The following is a 23,698-nucleotide window of genomic DNA, read 5'->3' as shown; positions in this document are numbered from 1 at the left end:
AAGAGAAAGGAAGGTGTACCAGGCGCCATGAAAAAGATCCCGAAGTTCAAGTCGGAGGATGACGAGAGGCGCTTCTGGGCGAGAGCGGATTCGACGAAGTACGTCGACTGGAAGAAAGGCGGGAGATTCCTTGCTTCCAACCTCCAACCCTCCCTGAAGACGATATCGCTGCGGTTGCCCGAATTGATGCTCGAGGAGATCAAACTCCTCGCGAACAAGCGGGACGTCCCCTATCAGTCCCTGCTGAAGCTCTTTCTCGCCGAGCGCATCGAGAAGGAGCTGAAGTCCGCGGACAATCGCCTCAACTAGTCGGACTTCAGGGCTGCCGCACGCACTCTCAGCCTCACCCGCCAGACCTCGGCAAGCGGGACATTCCGGCCGTGACTGGCAGGCTCCTCGGGGAGCGGAACGCTGCGAACCGCGCAGCCCGTGCGTTTCGCCCGCACGGCGATTTCCAGAAGCGAGCGCGGGGCGCCCGACTTGTCCGCGCCGATCCTTTCGAACAGAGCTCGCCTGAACATCACGGGGCCTGAGAAATCGCTGCCGTAGACGCCGACGAGACCGTAGACGACGACTCTCCGCGTCAGACTCCTCGCTCTCACGACCATCGCCAGGTCCGCGGCGGGGGAACCCGGCAGGTACGAGTACGCGCCGAACGACTCCATCGCCTCGCGAAGCGCCCTCGTCTCGCCGGCAGCCGGGATGGCTCCCGAGAGCAGCGGCACGATGAACTCCGTAGCCGCGGCGAGAACACCGGCGCGAAGCTCCTCGCCGCGATCGGACCCCTCGGCGCACGTCACGAAGCGAACCCGGGGATCCGCAGACGCGATTCCGGCTGGCGCCACGACCAGTAGCTCGAAGGGCTCACCGCCCGCCTCGAGCCCCGTGACCGCCCGCTCGATGGCGTCCCCCGGCTCCCCGGCGCACGCCGACAGCGGCAGCACGACGCTGATCTCGGCGGAGGCGGCGGCCTGCGCTTCCGGTTTCTTCGAGGGGCGGATCCCGATCAGCGGTCCGCCCGATGATGAGCTCGATGCCATCGTGTCCGCTCGAACCGTTCCCGGGCGACCGGCTCGATCAGCCGCCGGCCGCGGCGGCCGTCCCCTGGGCGTAGAAGGCGGCGATGCCGGCGCAGACGGTGTCGACGTCGGAGTCGGCCATCTCGGGGAAGATCGGGAGCGAGAGGATCTCGCCGGCGAGGCGCTCGGCGACGGGGAACGAACCCGGGCCCAGCTTCAGATCGGCGAAGGCCGGCTGGAGATGGATCGGGATCGGGTAGTGCACTCCGCACGAGATGCCGGTCGCCTCGAGGTGCGCCTTCAGATCGTTGCGACGCGGCGCGCGGATGACGTACAGGTGATAGCAGTGCGTCGTGCCCGGCGCTTCGCCCGGCGGAACCACCGGGAGGTCCTTGAGGGCGTGATCGTAGTGGGTCGCGTGCCGGCGCCTCGCCTCGTTCCACTTGCCCAGGTGCCGGAGCTTCACCCTGAGGACCGCCGCCTGGACGGAGTCGAGGCGCGAGTTGACCCCCTTGACGACGTGCTCGTACCGGGCGTTCTGGCCGTAGTTGCGCAGGAGCCGGACCTTCTCGGCGACGTCGTCACGCTCGGTGACGATCATGCCGCCATCGCCTAACGCCCCGAGGTTCTTGCTCGGGTAGAACGAGAAGCAGCCGGCGTCCGACATCGTGCCGCACTTCGCCGCGTCCGTCGCGGCGCCGTGCGCCTGGCAGGCGTCCTCGACGAGAGCGATCCCCTTCGTCGCGGCGAGATCCTTGAGTGGGGCCATGTCGGCGCTCTGCCCGTAGAGGTGCACGGGGAGGATCGCCTTCGTCCTCTTCGTGATCGCCGCGGCGACGGCCTCGGCGTCGATCGTGTACCGGACCGGGTCGACGTCGACCAGGACCGGCTTCGCCCCCGCCGCCGAGACGGCGAGCGCGGTCGAGATGAACGAATTTGCCGGCAGGATGACCTCGTCCCCCTTGCCGACGTCGAGGGCCCAGAGCGAGAGGGTGATCGCGTCGAGCCCGCTCGCGACGCCGATCGCGTGCCGCGCGCCGAGGAACGAGGCGAACTCCCGCTCGAAGGCCTCGACCTCCTCGCCCAGGACGAACTCGGATCCCTCGAGCACGCGGGCGAAGGCCTCGCGGATGGGGCGCTCGAGGGCCCGGTGCTGGGCCGCGAGATCGATGAAAGGTATCGGTGTCGTCAGCCGGCGCTGGCGCGCCGTGACGGCCGCCACCGGGGCGGTCGTGGTTCTCTCGATGTCATTCATCCGCTGGTTCCCCGTCGATCCGGCGCCCGCCGCGGCGCCGCGTGAAGAGTACCCCCTGAGTGCACTCCGGGGAGACGGCGATCATACCCTAGCGGCGCGACGGTTTGGCGAAAATTTTCAGTGGAGCCGATGGCGCGCGCTCCCGATCCCCGTATACTTTCGGCGTCGCCGCCGCGCCCCCTGCCGGCGTCGCCGCCCCGGAAGGCACGACCGACGATGATCGCATTCGCTGTCATGGCCTTTCTCCGCGCCGCCGCGGAGCTCGCGTGGTCGCTCCGGGGCTCGCGCGCCCGCCGCGCCCGCCGCGCCGCCGGCATCCCCGGGCCCTCCGCGATCCTGCTCCGGCACCCCGCGGTCACCACGCTCGTGAGGGACGGCGAGATGATCCTCGCCTTCCCGAAGCAGTGCGAGGGGCTGGCGCTGAACGCCGTGGCGGCCCGGTGCTGGGAGCTGATGGACGGAAAGGTGACGCTCGCCGAGATCGGGCATCGCGTCGCGATGGAGTACGGCGTCTCGCGCGCCGACGGCCTCCGGGAGGCGCGCACTTTCGCGCGCCGCCTCAAGGAGGAGCTCCTGGCGATCGAGGGGGACGAGCGCGATCTGGTGCACCTCCACCTCCACGACGTCTTCTGCGGCGCGGCGGGCGACGGCCTCGTCGAGTTCCGCATCTCCGAGACCGTCGTCGTGCACGCGGCCGACGTCCTCGTCGCCCCCGGCGGCGCGATCGAGCCGTGGCGGGGGACGCGCGGGGCCCGGCGGCGAGGCGCTCGGCGCATGCGCGCCCACCGCCGGAGCGAGGCGGCGCTCGAGGGGGCGGCCAGGGAGTTCGACTCGGGATGGGAGCACTGCGGCGACGCGCGGCTTCTCGACGCGGAGGCGGCCTTCCGGCGCTGCGCGGAGGCCGCCCCAGGATGGGCCAACGCCCATTACCAGCTCGGCTACGTCCGGTTGCGCCTCGAGCGGCACGGCGACGCGATCCGTTGCTTCGAGCGGGCCGAGAGGATCAGCCCCGGCTTGTTCATGGTCCGCGAGTATCTCGATCAGGCGCGCCGCCTCGCGGCGGGCGCCCTCTCGCACGACGCGTTCGTCCTCTTCGATCGCGCGAGCGCCGCGGGCTTCCGCGATCCCGACGCGACGATCCGCCTCGCGCGGAAGGCGATCGAGATCACGCCGCAGTACCCCTCGGCCCACCTGATCCTCGCCCGCGCCTACGAGAAGAAGGAGAGGTTCGATCTCGCCCTCGCCGCGCTGAGCCGCGCGATCGAGCAGCGCCCCGACGAGGCGACGCTCTGCCATGCGCTGTTGAGCCGCGGATCGATCTTCATGTCGATGGGGCGGCACGACCAGGCGACGCGGGAGCTCTCCAAGGTCATCGAGATCAACGGGTCGAGCAGCGCCACGCGCACGGCCCTGGCGGCGCTCGCGCAGTCGGCCCCGGCTCACTGAGGCGAAGGGGCGGTGGACTCCCCACTCCGGGGTTCCTAGATTGGCCCGGTGTCCTCTGGACGGAGCGCCCCGACTTGATCCGCATGGGAAGTGCCGGCTGGTCCTACCCTGACTGGGACGGAATCGTCTATCCGAAGCCGCGGGGCCGGGGGTTCGACCCGCTCTCGTGGCTCGCCGCGTACCTCGACGCCGTCGAGATCAACGCGTCGTTCTACCGCATCCCCACCGCGTCGGCCGCCGCCGGATGGGCGCGCCGCACGGCCCCTTTCGAGCGGTTCGCGTTCACGGCCAAGCTCTGGCGCGGCTTCACGCACGACGCGACTCCCGAAGCGGAGATGCGCGAGGCGGAGAAGGCCTTCCGGCTCGCGATGCAGCCGCTCCGCGACGCCGGGAAGCTCCGCGCGATACTCCTCCAGTTCCCCTACTCGTTCCACGACACGGCGGCGAGCCGGAGCCGATTGTCGGATCTGTCGGAGAGATTCGGGGATTTCGGGCTTGTCGTCGAAGTCCGGCACGCGTCGTGGCTGAAGGGCGATCTCCTCTCTCTCCTGAGGAAGCGCGGAATATCCTTCTGCAATCTCGATCAACCGGCCATCTCGGCCAATATTCACCCAACGGCCCACGTGACCGCGCCTCTGGCGTACGTGAGGCTTCACGGCCGGAACGCGGCGGCGTGGTTCGAGGAGGGGGCGGGGCGGGACCGCCGCTACGACTACCTGTACCCGGCCGAGGAGCTCTCGGGATGGGCGCAGCGGATCACGCAGCTCGCCGCCAAGGCGAGCGACGTGATGGTCATCGCGAACAATCATTTCGGCGGGCAGGCCGTGACGAACGCACTGGAGCTTCGATCGATGATCGAATCGACGCGGGTGAAGGCGCCGCCGGGGATCCTGGCGGCCTTCCCGCGCCTCGCCGATCGCGCGGAGGCTTTCGTTCCGGAGGCGCCCGGCCGCGCGCCCACGCAGGGAGCGTTCCCTTTCGCCGGAGAGCGCCCATGACGGCCGATCTGCTCAAGGAGGCGAGGCGCGCCGCCAAGCGCGGAGATCACTCCCGCGCGGGCGACCTCTACGATCTCGCCGGCCATCCGCGCGAGGCCATCGAGATGTACGTCCAGGCGCGGCAGCACGTCCTCGCCGGGCAGGTCGCCTCGCGCATCGGCGAGCATGCGGCGGCCGCGGGCTACTTCGCGTCGGGAGGCGACTTCGTCCAGGCGGCGGAGATGTACATCCGCGCGGGACAGCGGAAGAAGGCGTCGCTCATGTACGAGCGCGGCGGGCAGTACTTGAAGGCCGCCGATCTCGAGGAGAAGATGGGGAGCCTCGGGTCGGCCGCCGTCTTCTACGAGATGGGAGGCCAGCTCGAGAAATCGGCGTACCTCTACGCGCAGTCGGGCGACAGCACGAAGGCCGCGTCGCTCTACGAGACGCTGCTGACGAGCTCGGGGGCCGCGGACTCCCCGGCGAGCGGGGTCTTCGCCCTCGAGGAGACGCGCAAGCGCCGCGCGCGCTACGCGAGGTTCTCCGGCATCCTCTACTACAAGGCCGGAAAATTCGACAAGGCCGCCCCGCGCCTCGAGGAGGCCGGGCTCTACGAGCAGGCGGTCGACGCGTACCGGAAGGCGGGGCGCACCGAGCGCGCGGCCGAGCTGCTGGTGCGCCTCGAGAACTTCTCGGAGGCCTTGCGCATCGTCGAGGAGGATCCGTCGGCGAAGATCGAGGGGAAGCTCCTCGGGGAGCTTCTCCTGCGCTCCGGCCAGTTCGCGCGCGCGGCGGAGACGTTTCTCAAGGAGAACCTCGCCTTCAAGGCGGCCGAATGCTTCGAGAGCGCCGGCGATCTCCAGCGCGCCGCCGAGCTCTTCTCGTCGGAGGGAGAGCACATCCGCGCCGCGGACCTGTACGCGGGGATCGGGCGCCACCGCGACGCCGCGCAGAGCTACGAGCGCGGGAAGGAGTACCTCAACGCGGCCCGCGGGTTCCAGACGGCGGGGATGCCGGCCGACGCCGCGCGCGTCCTCGGCCTCGCGGGGAAACCGACGGCCGCGGCCGAGCTGTACCTCAGCCGCGGCGAGGAGAGCGAGGCGATCCGGATACTCCAGCAGGTCAAGAAGGAGGACCCGGAGCACGGCCGCGCCTGCTTCCTTCTCGGCTCGCTCTTCTCGAAGCAGGGGCTTCACTCGCTGGCGGTGGAGAAGCTCGACGCCGCGCTGAAGCTCACGACCGACGAGTCCGACCGCGCCCGGTGCCTCTACCACCTCGGCGTCGCCTTCGAGCAGATGGGCCGGAGCGCGGAGGCCCGGCGCGCGTACGAGCAGGTTCTCAGCATCGACTACCACCACGCCGACGTCGCCGACAGGCTCAAGCGGCTCGCGCAGCAGCTCGCCGCGCAAAAACCGACGGCCGCGGAGGCGAAGCTCTCGATGGCGCGCCCCGAGGGGGGCGCGGGGGCGGCCGGGCCGCGACCTCCGGCGCGGGCGACGCCGCTCCCCGGCACGCTCATGGCCCCCGGCAGCCCGACGGCGCCCGGCGCCCAGGCGACCCCCGCGTCGATCTCGACGCGCCTCGATTTCGTGCGCGAGCTCGGCCGCGGGAGCTACGGCGAGGTCCTCGAGGCGTACGATCGGGCGCTCCAGCGCCGCGTCGCCGTGAAGCGGTTCCCCCCCTCGACCGGCCAGCCCGACATCTACCGGCGCTTCCTCCAGGAGGCGATGCGGGCCACGGACCTCGCGCACCCGGGGATCGTCACCGTCTTCGGCGCCTTCGAGGCGGCCGAGGGGCGCTACATCATCATGGATCTCGCCGACGGGAGATCGCTCCGGGCGGTGCTCAAGGAGAAGATCCGGATCGAGCCGGGGAAGATCCTCTCGTACGCGCAGCAGCTCGCGGAGGCTCTCTCGTACGCGCACCGCAAGGGGCGGCTGCACCGGGACATCCGGCCCGAGAACCTCTTCCTGTGCCCGGACGACACGATCCGGCTCGGCGATTTCGGGCTGAAGGCCCGCCTCTCGGACACGATCTCGCAGGGAGGGGTCGGCCTCTGCTACGCCCCCCCCGAGCAGATCCGCGGCGAGCGCGTCGACGCCCGCAGCGATCTCTACACGCTGGGCGTCGTCCTGTACGAGATGCTGATGGGCGAGCCCCCCTTCCCCTCCGAGACCGCGTACTTCGATCACCTGAACACGCCGCCGACGTTTCCCCAGAAGGTCGATCGGATCGTGCCGGCCTTCCTGAAGAAGATCATCTCGAAGTGCCTCGAGAAGGATCCCTCCCGGCGCTACCGGAGCGCGGCCCTCCTCGTGGACGATCTGAAGGCCTCGGGGATCATCCCGGGCGTCGTCGTCGCCGATCGCTACGAGATCGTGCGCGAGCTGGGGATCGGCGGGATGGGGCGCGTCTACCAGGCGGTGGATCGCGATCTCGACGAGACGGTCGCCATCAAGGTCCTGCGCGGCATCGACGCCGAGGGGAAGCAGGCCGAGCGGTTCCTCCGGGAGATCAAGCTCACGCGGCGCATCGCGCATCCCAACGTGGTGAAGGTCTACGACATGGGGACGTGGCGCGAGCACAAGTACATCACGATGGAGTACATCGACGGCGTGAACCTCGAGCAGTGGCGGAGGCTCCAGCCGAGCCTCGACGTGCTCGCGACGGTGAAGATGATGATCGACGTCGCGAGGGGCCTCGAGGCGGCGCACGGCTTGGGCATCATCCACCGCGACATCAAGCCGCAGAACATCCTGCTCAAGGACGGGCGCACGCCGAAGATCCTCGACTTCGGCATCGCGCGCGGCGGGGGGGGGCGAGGGGGATCTCACGACCACGGGGTTCGTGATGGGCTCGCCGAAGTACATGTCGCCCGAGCAGGTGCAGGCGCTTCCCCTCGACGCCCGGACCGACATCTACTCGCTCGGCGTGGTGATGTACTTCGTCTTCACCGGCCGGGAGCCCTTCGTCGGCGACACGGCGACGGGAATCGCCTACAGGCACCTCCAGGAGACTCCCCGCCCTCCGGTGGAGCTGAACGCCCAGCTCCCCTCCTGGCTTGGCGCCGCGATTCTGAAGGCCCTCGAGAAGGATCGCGAGAAGCGGTTCCTGACGATGGGGGGGCTGGCGGAAGCTCTCGAGGCGGGGATGAGGGTCCCGGCCAGGGCCTGACGGCCGGAGCTAGGAGCCGCCCGAGGCGACCGGGCGATCAGTCTCCACGCTCGAGGACTTCTTCTCGCGCGGCGTCTCCGCGGTCTTCTCCCCCGAATCGCGCTTCGCGAGCGCGCCGACCGCCTGGGCCCGGTAGCGGCTCTTCGGGTACGCGTCGATCACTTTCTGGAAGTAGAGCCGCGCCTCCTCCTCCTTGCGCGCCCCCCGCAGCGCCTCCGCGAGCAGGAAGGTGACCTGATCCGCATGCGGGTACTTCGGGAACTCCTGAAGGACCGAGCGGAAGCGGCTCACCGCCCCCTCGTAGGCCTTGCGCTTCGCGTAGAACATCCCGACGCGGACGTCGGCATCGGCGAGTCGCTGCCGGCAGACGTCGGCCTTCTCGCGTGCGAGCGCCACGAAGGGACTCGCCGGGAACCCCGTCTCCACCTTCCTGAAGGCGTCGAGCGCCTGCCGCGTCGTCGCCTGATCCTTGTCGGGGGTGAGGGCCTGCCTGAGATACGAGAGGCCGAGCTGGTACTGCGCGTAGTCGGCCCGCGCGTGAGTCGGGTAGAAGGTGAGAAACGACGTGTACCGGCTGAGGGCCTCGGCGACGTTGATGATGCCGCCGTCGTAGTAGTAGGCGTCGGCGACCGCCAGGTTCGTGTTCCCGAGGATCTCCGGGCCCACGTTGGCGCGGGAGAGGACCTTCTCGAGGATCTGTCGCGCCCTGTAGTAGTGCCCCCGCCGGCTGAGCTCCGTCCCCTTCTCGTAGAGCTGCTGCGGCGTCAGGGAGGCGTCGCGATCCTTCGGGACCTTGTCGAGGTTCTTGCGGCCGCATCCGGGGGCGAGGAGCGCCGACGCGACGAGCGCGAGGGCGAACGCGACGCGCGGGGCGCGGAGGAGCCTCCCGGCGCTCATCGCGTCGCCGACCCGCAGAGGGCGTCGAGCTGATCCTGCGACATGCGCCGTGGAGCGCCGCCGGCGTCGGTCGCGACGTGCACGGTGCGCCCCTCGGCGAGCACCTTCCCGTCCGCCGGGCGGGAGACGACGTAATTGAACTCGACCCTGACGCGGCTCGCCTCGACGAGGCGCGTCTCGATCTCGATCTCGTCGTCGTAGCGGGCGGACGAGAGGTAGCGGCACGCGGCCTCCACCACGGGCATGAAGATCCCGTCCCGCTCCATCTCGGCGTAGCTCCTTCCGCGTTCGCGCATGAGCTCGGTCCGCCCCACCTCGAACCAGGTCAGGTAGTGGGTGTGATGGGCGACCCCCATGGAATCGATCTCGGGATATCGGACACGCAGGCGGGTCCTTCCGGCGCCGTCAGGCGCCGCCTTCGGGCCCGCGCGCTCCGGGGAGTGCGCCTTCAGGATCGCGCCCCTTCCGCGAGCTGGCGGAGCCGCGCCACCGCGGCGGCGGCTCCGGCGCCGCTCGCGAAGACCGCGGAGCCCGCCACGAGAAGATCCGCGCCGTCCCGCACGAGGTCGGCGGCGTTCCCCGCGTCGACGCCTCCGTCCACCTCGATGAGGGCGTCGAGGCCGCGCTCGCGGAGTGTGGCCTTCAGCGCGGCGATCTTGCGGCGCACCGCCGGGATGAACTTCTGGCCGCCGAAACCGGGATTCACGGACATGAGAAGGACGTAATCGACGTCCGCAAGAATGTCGTCAAGGGCCGCGAGCGGCGTCGCGGGGTTCAGCACCACCCCCGGGCGGCTCCCCGCCGCGCGGATGGCGGAGACGGTGCGGTGCAGGTGCGGGCAGGCCTCGGCGTGGACCGAGACCATGTCGGCGCCCGCCGCGACGAAGCGCTCCACCCATCGGTCGGCGTTCTCGATCATGAGGTGCGCGTCGAGCGGGAGCTTCGTCGCCTTGCGGATCGCGGCGACGACGGGGGGCCCGATCGTGAGGTTCGGCACGAAGTGGCCGTCCATGACGTCGACGTGGATCAGCCCCGCGCCCCCCCCGTCCACCGCGCGGACCTCCTCGGCGAGGCGGCCGAAGTCCGCCGACAGGATCGACGGGGCGATCGCGGGAAGCTTCATGCCGGGTGGGATCATCACTGGCCGATGACGAGGCTGATGGCGTCGCCCGCCGCCACCGGGTACCCGGCCTCGGGATACTGTTTCACAATCGTTCCGGCCGTCGCCCCCGACGTCCTCTCGCGCCGCACGACGCCGATCTTGAGACCGCGCGCGCGCAGGCCGGGCTGCACCGAGGCCGACTCGAGGCCCACGAGAAGAGGCATGACGTAGACCGGCTCTCTCGGCCCCTTGCTGACGAGGAGGCTCACCCCCGATTCCCCGAGGTTCTCCCCCGAGGGCAGGGGATCCTGCGAGACGACGACGCCCGAGTCGACCAGAGGCGCGCTCGCGTAGGCGACGCGGCCGGCGGGGAGCCCTTCCGACTCGATCGCGAGCCGGGCGGCCCGCAGCGACTGCCCCCGCACGTCCGGCACCTTGAAGACCCGCGGTCCGAGGCTCATCACCACCTTCACCTTCCTGTACTTCTTGATCTTGGATCCCGCCGGGGGTTCCTGCGCCAGGACACGGCCGCTCTCGAGGCGATCGTCGTGGCGCTGGGTCGTCGTCTCGAGGAAGAGCTGCTCCTTGAGGAGGCTCGCCGAGGCCGCCGTGGCCGTCAGCCCCGTCACGTCCGGGACCGTGACGCCGCTGCTCATGAGGGCCAGGCGCATCGTCAGGTATCCGCTCGTCAGGAAGATGGCCATGAACGCGATCCCCGCCGCGACGATCTTCACGGCGACGACGGCGAGGCGGGTCGCCCGCTTTCGGTTTCCGGCCAGCTTCTTCACTCCCGGTGGTGGTCGACGGCGGGCATCGTATCACAGGCCTCCCGGGGGGGGCGAGCCGACGCTTGCTCAAAGCGTGCCGATGTCCTTAGAATGGCGGCTCCTGACGGGACCCGACACACCCATGTCGCACACTCACAGCTACCGGACCGACGAGGAGATCCTCGAAGGGCTGCGCCGCGGAGACCCCGCCTCCGCCGAGGCGCTCTTCGATCACTTCGCCGATCGGATTCACGGATTCGGCCTGAAGGCCAGCCGGCGAAGCGAGGACGCGCGAGACATCCTGCACGAGACGCTCGTCCAGGCGGTCAGGTCGGTCAAGGACATCAAGCACGCGAAGGCCCTCCCCCGCTGGCTCTACCGCGTCGCGTCCGCGGCCATCCTCGCGCGGGAGCCCGCTGACGGAAAGGAGATCCCGATCGAGGCGCTCACCCCGGAGAGGCGCGCGGGCGTCACCTCCCCGATCCACGACTGGTCTCTCGATCCCGACGAGGAGATCAGGCGGCAGGAGGAGAAGCTCCTCCTCAAGGAGGCGGTCGCCGCGCTGCCGTCCCACTACCGCCTCGTGCTCGTGCTGCGCGACATGGAGGAGATCTCGGAGCACGACGTCTCGGACATCCTTCAGATCCAGGAGTCGACGGTGAAATTCAGACTGCATCGCTCGAGACTCTTCGTCCGCAAGGAATTGACGCGGCGCCTCACGGAGAATCGAGGAAGCGTGAGGGTCTCATGACCTGCAAGGAAGTCTTCGAGTCGCTGTCCGGCTACCTCGACGACGAGCTCATCCCCGATGAAGCGGACGAGATCGAAACGCACGTCGAGAGATGCGCTCCGTGCCTAGCATTCCTGAACACGCTGCAGCGGACGGTCGCGTTTTGCCGCGATGCGACGGTGATACCCCTGTCCGACGCGGCGCACGCGGATGACAGGGCGTCGATGAAACGCCGTTTCATCGAGGCCGCGAAGGCGCTCCCCCGGGACTGAGCCCGTGCTCTCGAACGAACGCCGCGGCCCGCTTCAAACGCGCGACCGTTCCATCCCGGCCCATGAGGGCCATCACCTCGAAAATGCCGGGGCTGACGGCGCTCCCCGTGAGCGCGACGCGCGCCGGATGGATCAGCTTCGCGGCCGCCACCCCCATCTTCTCGCCTAAGGCCCGAAGCGACGCCTCGAGGGACGCCTCGCCCCACGGCGCGACGGCGCCCAGCGCCCCCGCCATGGCGTCGAGGCGATCCGCGGCCTCCGCGGCGCCGAAGTGCTTGCGCGCTGCCTCGTCGTCGTAGGAAAAATCCTCGGTCAGGAAAGGCCTCGCGGCGACGACGACCTCGCTCACCTTACGGCTGCGCGTCTTGAGCGTCTCGATGAGCCGGATCATCCACTCCCGATTTCCCGCTTCCAGCTCCGCGCGCCACAGCCCGACCGCCACGAGCCCTTCCTTCACGTCGGCGAAGATCGCCTCGCCGGGGAGGCGCGACAGGTACTGCCCGTTCATCCAGTCGAGCTTGTCGTGATCGAACACCGCGCTCCGCGGGTTCACCCCCTCGAACGAGAAGAGGGACACCATCTCGTCGCGCGTCATGATCTCGCGGTCGCCTCCCGGGGACCAGCCGAGGAGCGCGAGGAAGTTGAAGAGGACCTCGGGAAGATACCCCATGCGCCGGTACTCGGTGACGCTCACCGCTCCGTGGCGCTTGCTCAGGCGCTTCTTGTCGTCGCCGAGGATCAGGGGGAGGTGACCGAACCGGGGCTCTTCGAGGCCGAGAGCGCGGTACAGCAGGATCTGCTTCGGCGTGTTCGAGATGTGATCGTCGCCGCGGATTACGTGCGTGATCTTCATGTCGACGTCGTCAGCGACGCACGAGAGGTTGTACGTCGGCGAGCCGTCCGAGCGCAGGAGCACCAGGTCCTCGATGTCGGTGTTCTCGAACGAGACCGGGCCGTGCACCAGATCGTCGTAGGCCGTCGTCCCCTCCGGGACCATCAGCCGCACGCACGAAAGGCTCCCCGATGATTCGTGCCGGGCGCGCTCCGCCGCGTCGAGGCGGGCGCACGTGCGGTCGTACTTGAAGGCCTGGCCCCGCCCTTCGGCCTCCTTGCGCTTCGCGTCGAGCGTCGCCGGATCGCACCAGCAGGCATAGGCTTTCCCCGCGGCCACGAGGCGGCGCGCCCTGGCCACATGGTCCGCCCGCCCGAGGGACTGGAGGAACGGCCCCTCGTCCCACGCGAGGCCGAGCCACGAGAGGCCGTCGAGGATCGCCTGCGTCATCTCGTCGGAGGAGCGCGCGAGGTCGGTGTCCTCGATCCTGAGGACGAACGTCCCCCCCTCCTTCCGCGCGTAGAGCCAGTTGAAGAGGGCCGTGCGCGCCCCGCCGACGTGGAGGAAGCCGGTCGGAGAAGGGGCGAAGCGCACTCTCACGGGGCGGGCGGGCATCGGCTCGATCTCCTTTTCGGCGAGGCGCCATCTTAGCAGCCTCCGAGACGGGCGTCCGCCGCGCGTGGGCTATACTGGCGCCCTTTTTCCGGGAGACGAGGCGACATGCCCAAGGACATCGACCACCCCGCACCGCGCAAGCCCCGAAGGCTGACTCCGGCGGAGCTCCGGTGGACCTGCGATCCGTCCAAGTACGATCTCGACGTCCCCGAGTCCGAGAGCCGCCTCATCGGCATCATCGGCCAGGAGCGCGCGATCCGCGCCATGAAGATGGGGATTGAGCTCTACTCCCCCGGCTACAACGTCTTCGTGTGCGGCATCACGGGCACCGGGCGAACCTCCACCGTCAAGCGCATCCTCGACAACATCAAGTCGTCCTGTCCCCTGCCGCTCGATCGCGCCTACGTCCACAACTTCCGGCAGCCCGAGCGCCCCAGCCTCGTCGTCCTCCCGCGCGGCCGGAGCCGCGAGTTCCGCAAGGACATCGAGCGGTTCCGGAAAAACGTCGGCGACGCCGTCCCGCGCCTCCTCGAGTCGGAGGAGCACAACAAGCGCCGCGAGCGGATCATCGAGAAGCACGAGCAGGAGGGGGACAGGCTCATCGAGAAGTTCGAGCGCCGCGTCGAGAAGGAGGGGTTCGCGCTGAAGCGCGTGCGCGAGGGGGCCATCTCCCGGCCCGAGCTCTTCCCCATGATCGCGGGGCAGGCGGTCGCCGTCGGCGACCTCGAGCGGCTCCAGGCGGAGAAGAAGCTCACCGAATCGCAGTTCAGGCTCATCCAGAAGCGCTACGTCGCCCTCCACACCGAGCTCGAGTCGGTGGCCCGCGCGAGCCGCACGATCCTCCAGCACATGGAGTCTTCGATCGCGACGGCCGAGCGCGACCAGGTCAAGAATACGCTGGAGGAGCCGGCGAAGGCCATCGGCGAGAAGCACGGGAACAAGGCCATCGAGGCGTACCTGGCCGATGCCATCGAGCACATCGCCGAGAAGATGGACCTGTTCCGCCCTCCCGCCGTCCCCCCGGTCCAGGCGGCGGAGGGCGCGGAGACGAAGGAGGACATCCTCTCGCTTCTCGACGTGAACGTCCTCCTCGACAACGCGGAGCGCGAGCACTGCCCCGTCGTGATCGAGAACCTCCCCACGTACCGGCGCCTGTTCGGCTACTTCGACCGCGACGTCGACCGATCCGGGCACTGGACGAGCGACTACCGGAAGATCCGCGGGGGCTCGTTTCTCCTCGCCGACGGCGGCTACCTCGTGCTCAACGCCGAGGACGTCTTCCAGCAGCGCGGCGTCTGGCAGAACCTGAAGCGCTCGCTGGTGAACCGCGTCGTCGAGATCCACGAGGAGGACACGCCGTTCCAGGTCCCCGTCTCCGTCGTCACGCCGGAGCCCATTCCGGTCAACGTGAAAGTCATCCTCATCGGCGACACGCGCACGTACCACTTCCTGCACCAGTACGACACCGACTTCCGGAAGATCTTCAAGGTCCTCGCCGACTTCGACTACGAGATGGACAACAACAGGAAGAACCTCCGCCAGTACGGGGCCTTCATCGGGAAGATGTGCCAGGACGAGGGGCTCGCCGCGTTCGAGCCGGGCGCCCTCGCGGCCGTCGCCGAGTACGGCGCGCGCCAGGCCGGAAGGCAGGGGAAGCTGACCGCGCGGTTCGGCGAGATCTCGGACCTCCTGCGCGAGGCGGACTACTGGCGGCGGCGCGAAGGGGGGGCGACGGTCTCCGCGAGGCACATCAGGACGGCGCGGGACGAGGCCGACCGGCGCAGCGGCATGTGGGAGGAAAAGGTCCGCGAGATGGTCACGACGGGGAGGCTCCTGATCGAGGTGAAGGGGGCGCGCGTCGGCCAGGTCAACGGCCTCACGGTGCAGGACACGGGCGCCCACGCTTACGGCATGCCGGCCCGCATCACCGCGTCGGCGGCGCCGGGGGACACCGGGATCATCAACATCGAGCGCGAGGCGCACCTGTCGGGGAACACCCACGACAAGGGGGTGCTGATCATCGGCGGCTACTTCCGCCACACCTTCGGAGTGAGCCGCCCGGTCACCTTCAGCGCGTCGCTGGCATTCGAGCAGTCGTACGGCGGCATCGACGGGGACTCGGCGTCGTCCACCGAGATCTACGCCCTCCTCTCCGCGCTCTCCGGGCTGCCGATCGACCAGGGGATCGCCGTCACGGGCTCCGTCGATCAGAAGGGGAACATCCAGCCGGTCGGAGGCATCCACCACAAGATTGAAGGCTTCTTCGCGGTCTGTCGCGCGCGCGGGCTCACGGGCCAGCAGGGGGTCATCATGCCCCGGGCCAACGTGGCGGACCTGATGCTGCGCGAGGAGGTCGTCGACGCCGTGAGGAAGCGGAAGTTCCACGTGTACCCCATCACCACGATCGACGAGGGGATCGAGATCCTCACGGGCACCGCCGCGGGGGTTCGCGGCAGGGACGGGAGCTTCCCGCCCGGAACGGTCCACGCGCGCGTCGAGAGGCGCCTCGTCGAGATGGCCGAGGCCTCGCGCCGGCAGGCGCCGCCGAAGGCCCCGTGAGCGACGCCGCCCGCAGGCTCGCCTCGGAGATCGCCGCCCGCCTCGCCCTTCGCGTGCGGGCCGTCGCGTCGCGCGTCCTGCGCCCGACGTACGGACGGGCCTCGCTCGAGCGCTGCGACGCGACGTGCTGCAAAGGGGGGGTCGCGCTCTCGCTCGCGGAACGGGACACGATCCTCGCCCACCGCGAGGCCGTCGCCGCCGCGATGAGGGAATCGCCGAGGCCGGGGGTCAGAGCGAAGGGACACGACTGGTTCACGGTGCGCGCGCGCCGCGATGCCGACTTCGTCGACGGACGCTCGGTCGACACGCGCGTCGCGTCGGGGGGGTGCGTCTTCCTGAGGGAAGACCGCCTCTGCGCCGTGCACGTCGCCTCGGGGCGCGTCGCGGGGCATCCCTACGCCATCAAGCCGGCGTACTGCATCCTCTTCCCGGTCTGCGTCGAAAAAGGGAAGGTGGACGTCTGCCGCGGCTCGTACACGAAGAAACCCGACTGCTGCTCCCCCATCCGCGGAGGCACGCGGACCCCCCTCGCGCTCTTCGAGCCCGTCACGAAGCTGCTCTCGACGACCCCTCCGCGCGCGCCGCGGAAGGTCAGGGGACGCGGGCGAGCTTGAGGTAGATCGCCTTCTCCTGCTCCGCCTCCGCCGCCCGGCCCATCTGCTGGTAGAGGATCGCGAGGAACTTGTGCGGCTCGGCGGCGTTGGTGTCCGCCGCCGCGGCGCGCTTCAGGTACGGGATCGCCTCCTCCCCCCTCCCGCCGAGCGCGAGGAGGCGGCCGACCTCGACGAGCGCCATCCCGTCCGCGGGATCGATCTCCGCGGCCCGCTTGAGCTCGGCGAGGGCCTCGCCGTTCCTCCCCATCTCGATCAGGAGGCTTCCGAGAAAACCGTGCGCGCTGGCGGAGCCCGGATCGGCCGCGAGCGCCTCCCTCACCTTCGCCGCCGCGGCCTCGGTCTTCCCCCCCTCGGCGAGGGAGTCGGCCTCGAGGAGCGCGAAGTGGACCTTCTTCTCGGCCTCCTTCCTCGCCTTCTCGTCGGCGGCGGCCTTCCGGAATCGCGCGAGGACCTCGGCCGCCTCGTCGCCGTGCCCCGTCCGGCTGAGGCAGTTCCCGAGCTGGAAGAGAGCCGTCACGCGCGCCGGCTGCGCCGCGACGACCCTGCGGAACTCGGGGATCGCGGCGGCGCAGTCCCCCTGGATCGCGTGGGCGAGAGCCTGCTCGAAGAGAGTGTCGAAGTCGGTCGGATCGCCGGCGAGGAGCTTCTGGAGGATCGCCGAGGCCTCGTCACCTTTCCCCTGCCGGCCGAGAAGGGAGGCGAGCGCTCGGGAGGCCGCCTTGTTGGGGCCGAGGGCGAGAGCCTCGCGGTAGCGCCGCTCCGCCCCCGGGAAGTCGCCCGTCCCCTCGTCGATCGACGCGAGCCCGAGGAGGGCGCCCTGGTGCTTCGGCTCGATCTTGAGGGCCAGCTCGAACTGCTCCGCCCCGGGCTTGAGCCGCTTGAGCCCGGTCAGCGCCCGTCCGAGCTGATAGTGCGCGGGAACGCTGTCGGGCCGGAGCTTCACGGCGCGCTCGAGGAGCTCGCGGGCCGTGTCGTAGTCCTCCGATGAGACCGCCTTCGCGCCCCGGGAGAGAAGCGACCGGTACTCCGCCTCGACGCGGCGCGAGGCGTCCGGCGCCCCACCCTGCGCGAGAGCCGCCGCGGTGCCGGCCGCGGGAAAGGCGATCGCCAAGAGGAACGCCGGGAGCGCGCGGATCACCTTTGCAGCTCCGATTCCCCCTCGATGAGCGTCACGCGGCCGGCGGCGACGTGCTCGAAGCGATCGACGCGGCCGTCCGGCCAGCGGATCTCGAGCTTCTCGGCCTCGGCCCCCTCCCCCAGGCCGAACTCGAGCCGCGTGTCGCTCTGCGACTGGTACGAGGCGCCGCTCCGGACTTCGTCGATCTGCGTCCTCCCTCCCGCCGTCACCGTCACGCGCGCCCCGAGGGCGTCGCGGTTCGAGACGGTCCCCGCCAGCCGCACGAGAAGGGACCTCTTCGCGTTCCCCCCGTCGTTGCGGAAGAGTCGCGGCCGCCCGCCGCAGACCGTCACGAGGAGATCCACGTCGCCGTCGAGATCAATGTCCCCCGACGCGAGGCCGCGCCCGACGTTCGGGATCGCCATGTCGGGGCCCAGGCGAAGCCCCACCTCCTCGAACTTTCCGCCGCCGAGGTTGTGGTGCACGAAGTTCCGCTCGGCGTACGTGGTCGAGTCGTTGAAGTAGGGGGCGTTGTCCAGGATGTGGCCGTTGGCGATCACGAGATCGGGGAGGCTGTCGTTGTCGTAGTCGACGAAGCGCGACCCGAAGCCGACGAACGAGAGGCTCACCGCCCCGATCCCCGACGGGAACGAGGCGTCGGAGAAGATCCCTCCCCCCTCGTTCCGGTAAAGGGTGTTGTTCTCGAAGTCGAGGTTCGTGACGATCAGGTCGAGATCGCCGTCCCCGTCGATGTCCCCGAAGTCAGTCCCCATCCCCGCGTGAGGGGCCCCCTCGAGCCCGTACCCCACGCCCGCGAGGAGCGAGACGTCCGTGAAATGCCCGGTCCCGTCGTTGCGCCAGAGCGTGTTGGGCGTCTTGTCGTTGGCGACGTAGACGTCGGGGTCGCCGTCGTTGTCGTAGTCCGCCACCACGACGCCGAGGCCGTTGCCGTAGGTGTCCTTGATCCCCATCTCGCGCGACGCATCCGTGAAGGTGCCGTCCCCCTCGTTGCGGTAGAGGACGTCGGGCTGCGAGTTGTAGACGTTCGGGTGGCAGTACGTCCGCACGTTGTGCGTGTAGTCGCCGCAGAACTTGTTGTTCTCGAAGCTGAAATCGACGTAGTTGGTCACGAACAGATCGAGGTCGCCGTCGCCGTCGGCGTCGAAGAAGGCGCACGAGGATCCCCACGCCGGGCTCCCCGTCCCCGAGAGCTTCGTCGCCTCGCTGAAGCGGCCGTCGCCGTCGTTGTGGAGCAGCACGTCGGGGCCGAAGTTCGGAAAGTACAGGTCCTGGTAGCCGTCGTTGTCGTAATCCCCGGCGCAGACCCCCATCCCGTAGCCGCGGTTCACCGCGCCGCTCGTCGCGGTCACGTCGGTGAAGTGCCCCTCCCCGTCGTTGCGGTACAGCGCCGACGAGAGGTCCTTCGGCCCCTGGTATCCGGGAACCGGCGCGCCGTTCACGAGGACGATGTCGAGGTCCCCGTCCCGGTCGTAGTCGATGAATCCCCCGCCGGCGCCCATCGTCTCGATCATGTACTTCACGCCGCTCTTCGCCATCGTGTGGACGAAGGTGATCCCGGACTCCCGGGCGATGTCCTTGAAGGTGATCGCGGGGGCCGGGGCGCCGGCCGCGGCGCCGAGGACGAGGGGGGCTGCCGCGGCGAGGAATGCGATCCGCGGGCCGATCCGTCGCGCGAGCATGGGTGGGCGCATCTTACGGGGACCCCGCGCAAACCTCAAGGAACCGGCCCAGGAACCGGTATGCTAGGATTCGAGCCTCCCCGGCCGGCGACGATTTCCGGTCGACACCCCCCTATCGGACTCTCAATGGCGCGACGCGGAACGACAATGACGGGATCGAGGCGTGCGGACCGGCTTTCCGCGCTCGCGGGGGCGGCCGCGCTCGTCCTTCTCGCCGTCGTCGCCCCCGCCTCCGCGCAGGCCTTCTCCACCGCGAAGGTGCTGACCGCCCGCGCGGCGGTCTCGGTCGACCGCGTGCACCCCGGCACGTCGTTCCAGATCGCCGCGGTCGTGACGATCGCTCCGGGGTGGCACATCAACGCCCACAACCCGACCCTCGACTACCTCATCCCGAGCCTCCTCGCGATCGCCCCGGCGGAGGGGTTCACCTATCACGAGCCCGTGTACCCCGCCCACGTGGAGAAGGCCTTCGCCTTCACCGAGGGGAAGACTCTCCGCGTCTACGAGGGGGAGATCGTCGTCGGCCTCGACGTCGCCGCCGCCGCGTCGATCGCCCCCGGACCGGTCACGCTGCGGGCGACCTTCTCCGCCCAGGCCTGCAACGACGAGTCGTGCCTCGCCCCCGGGAAGGTGTCGCTCGACGTCCCCGTCGTCATCGCCTCACCCGGCGACGCGGTCGCCCTGGTGGACCGCGAGATCTTCTCCCGCGTGGCGTTCGTCGCGGCAGGAGGCGCCTCCGCCCCTGCGGGAGACGGCGGGGGGGGCGACGTGGCGGCGATGGTCGCCCGTCACGGCCTGCTCCTCGCGTTCCCGCTCATCTTTCTCGGCGGCCTCGCGCTGAACCTGACGCCGTGCGTTTACCCCCTCATCCCGATCACGATCTCGTACTTCGGGGGGCAGGCGGCGGGACGCGCGCCGCGACGGCTCCTCCTCGCGAGCCTCTACGTGCTCGGCATGGCCGTCACCTACTCGACCCTCGGAGCCGTGGCCGCCGCAACCGGCGGGCTCCTCGGATCGGCGCTCCAGAGCCCCTGGGTCCTCGGCTTCGTCGCCGCCGTGCTGGTCGCGCTCGCGCTCAGCATGTTCGGCTTCTTCGAGATCGCGCTGCCCGGATTCATCGTGAACAGGATCAGCTCGCGGCAGGGGGCGTTCGGCGCGCTCTTCATGGGGCTCACCGTCGGCCTCGTGGCCGCGCCGTGCATCGGCCCGTTCGTCTTCGGCCTCCTCGCCTACGTCGGCCAGCAGGGAAGCCCGGCCCTCGGGTTCGTCATGTTCTTCGTCCTCGCGCTCGGGCTCGGCGTTCCCTTCCTGGTCCTCGCGATGTTCAGCGGCGCCCTCTCGACGATGCCCCGCGCGGGGGCTTGGATGATCTGGGTGCGAAGCCTCTTCGGCTGCGTGCTCGTCGGCATGGCGATCTACTTCCTGCGCCCGGTCCTCCCCGAGACGGCGGCGCGCGTCGGCCTCGGCGCGCTCGTCATCGGGTCCGGGATATTCCTCGGCTTTCTCGAGCGGAGCGCGGTGAAGACGGCCGCCTTCCGCGGCGTCCGTTACGCGACGGCCGCCCTCGCGGTCGCGGTCGGCGCGTGGACGCTCATGCCGGGAGGGCCCGCGAAAGCGGGGATCGAGTTCCGGCCCCTCGACGCGGCGGGGCTCGCGCAGGCGGCCGCGGCGGGGCGCCCCGTCCTGATCGATTTCTCCGCCGAGTGGTGCATCGCGTGCAAGGAGCTGGAGCGCTACACCTTCACCGACCCTCACGTCCGCGACGAGGCGGCGCGGTTCGTCGCGATGCGGGCCGATCTCACGTCGTACGCCGACCCCGCCGTCGAAGAGATCAAGAAGCGCTTCGGCATCCTCGGGCTCCCGTGGGTCGTCCTCCTGGATCGGTCCGGCGAGGAGCGGAAGGATCTCAGGGTCACCGGGTTCGTCGAGCCTGCGGACTTCCTGGCGCGCCTCCGGCAGGTGCCCGGCGGCTGACGATCTCCCGGCCCGCCGACCGACAACCACACGCGCGCCCCCGTACCGGGGGCAGGGGAGATCGACACAGTGAAAGCAACTCAGCTCAAGAAGGGAATGGTCGTCAAGGTCGAGGCGCGCCTCTACCGGATCGTCGCGACCCATCACCTCACGCCGGGGAACTGGCGCGGCATGGTCCAGGCCAAGATGAAGGATCTCATGTCCGAGTCGATCGTCGAGCACCGGTTCCGCTCGGAGGACGACGTCGACAAGGTCCACTGCGACGAGGCCGAGATGGAGTTCCTCTACGAGGACGGCGGGGACTACCACTTCATGAACACGGCGACCTACGAGCAGGTCCACCTGACGAAGGAGTTCCTCGGCGACGGGGTCGACTACCTCACGCCGAACATCAAGCTCAAGATCGACTTCATCGACGGGAGGGCGGTCAGCGTCGAGCTGCCGATCACGGTGGAGCTCAAGATCATCGAGACGGAGCCGGAACTGAGGGGAGCCACGGCGTCGCAGTCGAAGAAGCCCGCGAAGACCGAGACGGGGCTCATCGTCAACGTCCCGCCGTTCATCAAGGAGGGGACGGTCATCCGCGTCTCGACCGAGAGCGGGGAGTACCTCGAGAAGGTCTGATCAGTAACGCGCGGTGAAGTAGTCCTCGAGGACCTGCGGGTGATCGAAGACGAGATCCGCCGGGAGCGTGCTCCGCGTGAAGACGCGCGCCTCCAGCGCGTCGTCCCCTCCGGCCGGCGCGCCGCGCGCGGTCCCCACGAAGACGACCGTCACCGTGTGCCCCCGCGGATCGCGCGCCGGATCCGAGTAGATGTGGAGCTGGCGGGTGAGCGTGACGTCGAGCCCCGTCTCCTCCTTCATCTCGCGGACCGCGGCCGCCTCGACCGACTCGCCGTAGTCCACGAACCCCCCGGGGATCGCCCACCCGTGCGGCGGATTCCTGCGGCGGACCAGGACGATGCGCGCGGGGTCTCCGTCGATCTGGATGATGCAGTCGGCGGCGAGGCGGGGCTGACGGTCCGGAACGGGCATCGGGCCACTCTACCTCACGCGAGTCCGGAGTAGATCTCCTCGATCCGCGCGCCGATCTTCCCCCAGTCGTGGCGCTCGAGGACGCGCGCCCTCGAGGCGCGCCCCATCTCCGCCAGCCTCGCGGGGCTCTCGAGGATCCCGCCGAGGATCTCGGCCCCCTCGGCGATGTACTGCTCCGGCGAGACGACGGGGATCCTCGCCCCCGCGAGGCCCGCGATCTCCGCGGGTCCGCCGCAGTCGCTGACGACGACGGGCAGGCCGCACGACATCGCCTCGACGAGCGCGATCCCGTACGTGTCGGCGAGCGACGGGAAGCAGAAGACGTCGTGGGAGCGGTACATCTCGATCAGCTCCGCGCGTGGAATCGGGGCGAGGAAGCGGACGCGATCTCCGATCGATTCCCGATCGGCCACGCTCTCCAGAAAGCCGGTGTACCACGGTGAGCCGCGGCCGACGATCGTGAGGGTGAAGTCGCAGCGCGCCCGGAGGCGGCCGCACATGCGCAGGAGCAGCTCGATCCCCTTGTAGGGCATGAGGCGCCCGACCGTCAGGAGCTTCACCGGCCCGCCGGCGCCGCCCCGCGCGATCGGCGGCCCCGGGGTGAAGACCTCGTGCTCGACGCCCGCGTACACGATCGGCTCGCAGCGACCGCGGAACCGCGCCGGGATCTTCTGGAGCGTGGCCTCGCTCCCGACGAGGATGCGCGTCGCCTTCTTGAGATGCGTCCAGGAATGAAGCATCGCGCCGAACATCACGCTCGAGAGCCGCGCGTGCGGCCTGAGCCTCCGGAACCAGGCCGTGTCGGCCTTGTAGCGCGAGATCTCCCGATCGGTGATCTCGCGGAACGAGACCGGAGGATCGTCGTTGGTGAGGACCGGCCCTATCGCCAGCGGCCGGTTCATGAAGGCAAGGAAAGTCGGGTCGGCCAGGCTGCACGGGTTGACGCGGTGGATGAGGTCGACGCCCGCCCGGCGCGCGCGGGACGCCGGCCCCCACTGGCGCATCTCGAAGGAGAGCAGCGAGGCCCGCGAGACCTCGTTGAAGTCGCGCCCCCCGAGATCGATCGTGTGGACCGCCCTCACGCCCGGTATCTCCGTGGAGAGATCGGTCGGCTTGCACGTGATGACCGTCAGCTCGTGGCGGCGCGCGAGGACGCGCGCGTAGTTGTACCCGACGAGCGATTCGCTGCCGTAGGGGGAGTAGGCCGAGAAGGCCGAGAAGAGGACCCTCACTGGCGGCGTGGCGGAGAGGGAGGGATTCGAACCCTCGGCACAGTTTTACCCGTGCAACCGCTTAGCAGGCGGTTGTGATCGGCCACTCCACCACCTCTCCGCGCGGTCGGCCCAGGGAATCTCAAAGGCGGGGGAGGATAGCGGCTCCCCGCCCCGCCGTCCATTCCCCGGCGCCCGGCGCTTCACGTCACCGCCCGGCCTTCGCGGTCCTGAAGACCACCGGCTTCGACGCGTCGCGCTTCTCGGGGTTGTAGTACGGGTAGACGGCCGACTCGCCGTTCACCGCCTTCACCACCATCGTCGCCTTGAGGTGGAACGAGAAGGCCAGGGGCTTCCCCGGCTCGACGCGATCGACGTAGACGATGATCTGCCGCGCCGCCG

General features: G+C 69.8%; 21 protein-coding genes and 1 tRNA gene. 10 read left to right on the top strand and 12 right to left on the bottom strand.

All coding sequences use genetic code 11. The features are described from left to right. Window positions 1-27 precede the first annotated feature (27 nt). Window positions 28-309, top strand: a complete 282-nt coding sequence (locus HY049_19785) for a BrnA antitoxin family protein (protein ID MBI3451141.1) — start codon at window positions 28-30, stop codon at window positions 307-309. Here HY049_19785 and HY049_19780 read toward each other — a convergent pair. Both HY049_19780 and HY049_19775 read right to left on the bottom strand, forming a co-directional pair. Beyond that, window positions 306-1,040 (bottom strand): hypothetical protein, encoded by a 735-nt coding sequence (locus HY049_19780; GenBank protein ID MBI3451140.1) that lies wholly within the window; start codon window positions 1,038-1,040, stop codon window positions 306-308. The genes HY049_19785 and HY049_19780 overlap by 4 nt on opposite strands. A gap of 37 nt (window positions 1,041-1,077) precedes the next feature. Next, complete coding sequence (locus HY049_19775) at window positions 1,078-2,274, bottom strand: DegT/DnrJ/EryC1/StrS family aminotransferase (protein ID MBI3451139.1); 1,197 nt, start codon at window positions 2,272-2,274, stop codon at window positions 1,078-1,080. A gap of 216 nt (window positions 2,275-2,490) precedes the next feature. On the opposite strand from HY049_19775, the gene HY049_19770 reads away from it, so the two are divergent. The 3 genes from HY049_19770 to HY049_19760 all read left to right on the top strand — a co-directional run bounded on the left by HY049_19770 (window position 2,491) and on the right by HY049_19760 (window position 8,104). Further along, window positions 2,491-3,720: a tetratricopeptide repeat protein gene (locus HY049_19770; GenBank protein ID MBI3451138.1), complete on the top strand. Its 1,230-nt coding sequence runs from the start codon at window positions 2,491-2,493 to the stop codon at window positions 3,718-3,720. Window positions 3,721-3,794: 74 nt separating this feature from the next. After that, window positions 3,795-4,718 carry a DUF72 domain-containing protein gene (locus HY049_19765; protein ID MBI3451137.1) on the top strand — a complete coding sequence of 308 codons (924 nt, stop codon included), beginning with the start codon at window positions 3,795-3,797 and terminating at the stop codon, window positions 4,716-4,718. Continuing rightward, window positions 4,715-8,104, top strand: a complete 3,390-nt coding sequence (locus HY049_19760; GenBank protein ID MBI3451136.1) for a protein kinase — start codon at window positions 4,715-4,717, stop codon at window positions 8,102-8,104. Before HY049_19765 ends, HY049_19760 begins: the two co-directional genes overlap by 4 nt. Before the next feature lie 660 nt (window positions 8,105-8,764). Here HY049_19760 and HY049_19755 read toward each other — a convergent pair. The 3 genes from HY049_19755 to HY049_19745 all read right to left on the bottom strand — a co-directional run bounded on the left by HY049_19755 (window position 8,765) and on the right by HY049_19745 (window position 10,658). Beyond that, window positions 8,765-9,124 (bottom strand): acyl-CoA thioesterase, encoded by a 360-nt coding sequence (locus HY049_19755; protein ID MBI3451135.1) that lies wholly within the window; start codon window positions 9,122-9,124, stop codon window positions 8,765-8,767. A gap of 92 nt (window positions 9,125-9,216) precedes the next feature. Then, on the bottom strand, window positions 9,217-9,891 hold the full coding sequence (locus tag HY049_19750) for a ribulose-phosphate 3-epimerase (protein ID MBI3451134.1): 675 nt from the start codon (window positions 9,889-9,891) through the stop codon (window positions 9,217-9,219). A 14-nt stretch (window positions 9,892-9,905) separates the two neighbouring features. Then, window positions 9,906-10,658: a PASTA domain-containing protein gene (locus HY049_19745; protein MBI3451133.1), complete on the bottom strand. Its 753-nt coding sequence runs from the start codon at window positions 10,656-10,658 to the stop codon at window positions 9,906-9,908. Between the two features lie 121 nt (window positions 10,659-10,779). Here HY049_19745 and HY049_19740 point away from each other — a divergent pair, with 121 nt between their 5' ends. Continuing rightward, complete coding sequence (locus HY049_19740) at window positions 10,780-11,388, top strand: sigma-70 family RNA polymerase sigma factor (protein MBI3451132.1); 609 nt, start codon at window positions 10,780-10,782, stop codon at window positions 11,386-11,388. Beyond that, window positions 11,385-11,639: a zf-HC2 domain-containing protein gene (locus tag HY049_19735; protein ID MBI3451131.1), complete on the top strand. Its 255-nt coding sequence runs from the start codon at window positions 11,385-11,387 to the stop codon at window positions 11,637-11,639. Before HY049_19740 ends, HY049_19735 begins: the two co-directional genes overlap by 4 nt. On the opposite strand, the gene HY049_19730 is transcribed toward HY049_19735, so the two are convergent. Next, on the bottom strand, window positions 11,605-13,086 hold the full coding sequence (locus HY049_19730) for a glutamate--tRNA ligase (GenBank protein MBI3451130.1): 1,482 nt from the start codon (window positions 13,084-13,086) through the stop codon (window positions 11,605-11,607). The genes HY049_19735 and HY049_19730 overlap by 35 nt on opposite strands. Before the next feature lie 105 nt (window positions 13,087-13,191). Here HY049_19730 and HY049_19725 point away from each other — a divergent pair, with 105 nt between their 5' ends. Together HY049_19725 and HY049_19720 are read left to right on the top strand one after the other, a co-directional pair. Continuing rightward, on the top strand, window positions 13,192-15,645 hold the full coding sequence (locus tag HY049_19725) for an AAA family ATPase (GenBank protein MBI3451129.1): 2,454 nt from the start codon (window positions 13,192-13,194) through the stop codon (window positions 15,643-15,645). Continuing rightward, entirely contained in the window at window positions 15,642-16,259 is a 618-nt protein-coding gene (locus tag HY049_19720) for a DUF3109 family protein (GenBank protein ID MBI3451128.1), read from the top strand. Before HY049_19725 ends, HY049_19720 begins: the two co-directional genes overlap by 4 nt. On the opposite strand, the gene HY049_19715 is transcribed toward HY049_19720, so the two are convergent. Next, window positions 16,237-17,397, bottom strand: coding sequence for a tetratricopeptide repeat protein (locus HY049_19715; protein MBI3451127.1), 1,161 nt, complete (start codon window positions 17,395-17,397; stop codon window positions 16,237-16,239). The two genes, HY049_19720 and HY049_19715, sit on opposite strands and share 23 nt — an antisense overlap. Continuing rightward, window positions 17,394-19,076: a CRTAC1 family protein gene (locus HY049_19710; protein MBI3451126.1), complete on the bottom strand. Its 1,683-nt coding sequence runs from the start codon at window positions 19,074-19,076 to the stop codon at window positions 17,394-17,396. Before HY049_19710 ends, HY049_19715 begins: the two co-directional genes overlap by 4 nt. A gap of 147 nt (window positions 19,077-19,223) precedes the next feature. Here HY049_19710 and HY049_19705 point away from each other — a divergent pair, with 147 nt between their 5' ends. Together HY049_19705 and efp are read left to right on the top strand one after the other, a co-directional pair. Next, window positions 19,224-21,050: a thioredoxin family protein gene (locus HY049_19705; GenBank protein MBI3451125.1), complete on the top strand. Its 1,827-nt coding sequence runs from the start codon at window positions 19,224-19,226 to the stop codon at window positions 21,048-21,050. 96 nt (window positions 21,051-21,146) lie between these two features. Then, window positions 21,147-21,674 carry an elongation factor P gene (gene efp / locus HY049_19700; protein ID MBI3451124.1) on the top strand — a complete coding sequence of 176 codons (528 nt, stop codon included), beginning with the start codon at window positions 21,147-21,149 and terminating at the stop codon, window positions 21,672-21,674. On the opposite strand, the gene HY049_19695 is transcribed toward efp, so the two are convergent. The 4 genes from HY049_19695 to HY049_19680 all read right to left on the bottom strand — a co-directional run. Beyond that, window positions 21,675-22,085: an NUDIX hydrolase gene (locus HY049_19695; protein MBI3451123.1), complete on the bottom strand. Its 411-nt coding sequence runs from the start codon at window positions 22,083-22,085 to the stop codon at window positions 21,675-21,677. Between the two features lie 14 nt (window positions 22,086-22,099). Continuing rightward, entirely contained in the window at window positions 22,100-23,317 is a 1,218-nt protein-coding gene (locus tag HY049_19690) for a glycosyltransferase family 4 protein (protein ID MBI3451122.1), read from the bottom strand. An 8-nt stretch (window positions 23,318-23,325) separates the two neighbouring features. Beyond that, window positions 23,326-23,417 (bottom strand) — tRNA-Ser (locus HY049_19685). Between the two features lie 87 nt (window positions 23,418-23,504). Beyond that, on the bottom strand, window positions 23,505-23,698 hold a 194-nt coding region (locus tag HY049_19680; GenBank protein MBI3451121.1), incomplete at its 5' end, for a hypothetical protein.

It is taken from the genome of Acidobacteriota bacterium (assembly GCA_016195325.1).
In the GTDB taxonomy this organism is placed as follows: domain Bacteria; phylum Acidobacteriota; class Polarisedimenticolia; order JACPZX01; family JACPZX01; genus JACPZX01.
Note: the sequence above shows the minus strand (reverse complement) of the source record. Positions and strands in the feature narration are given on the sequence as shown.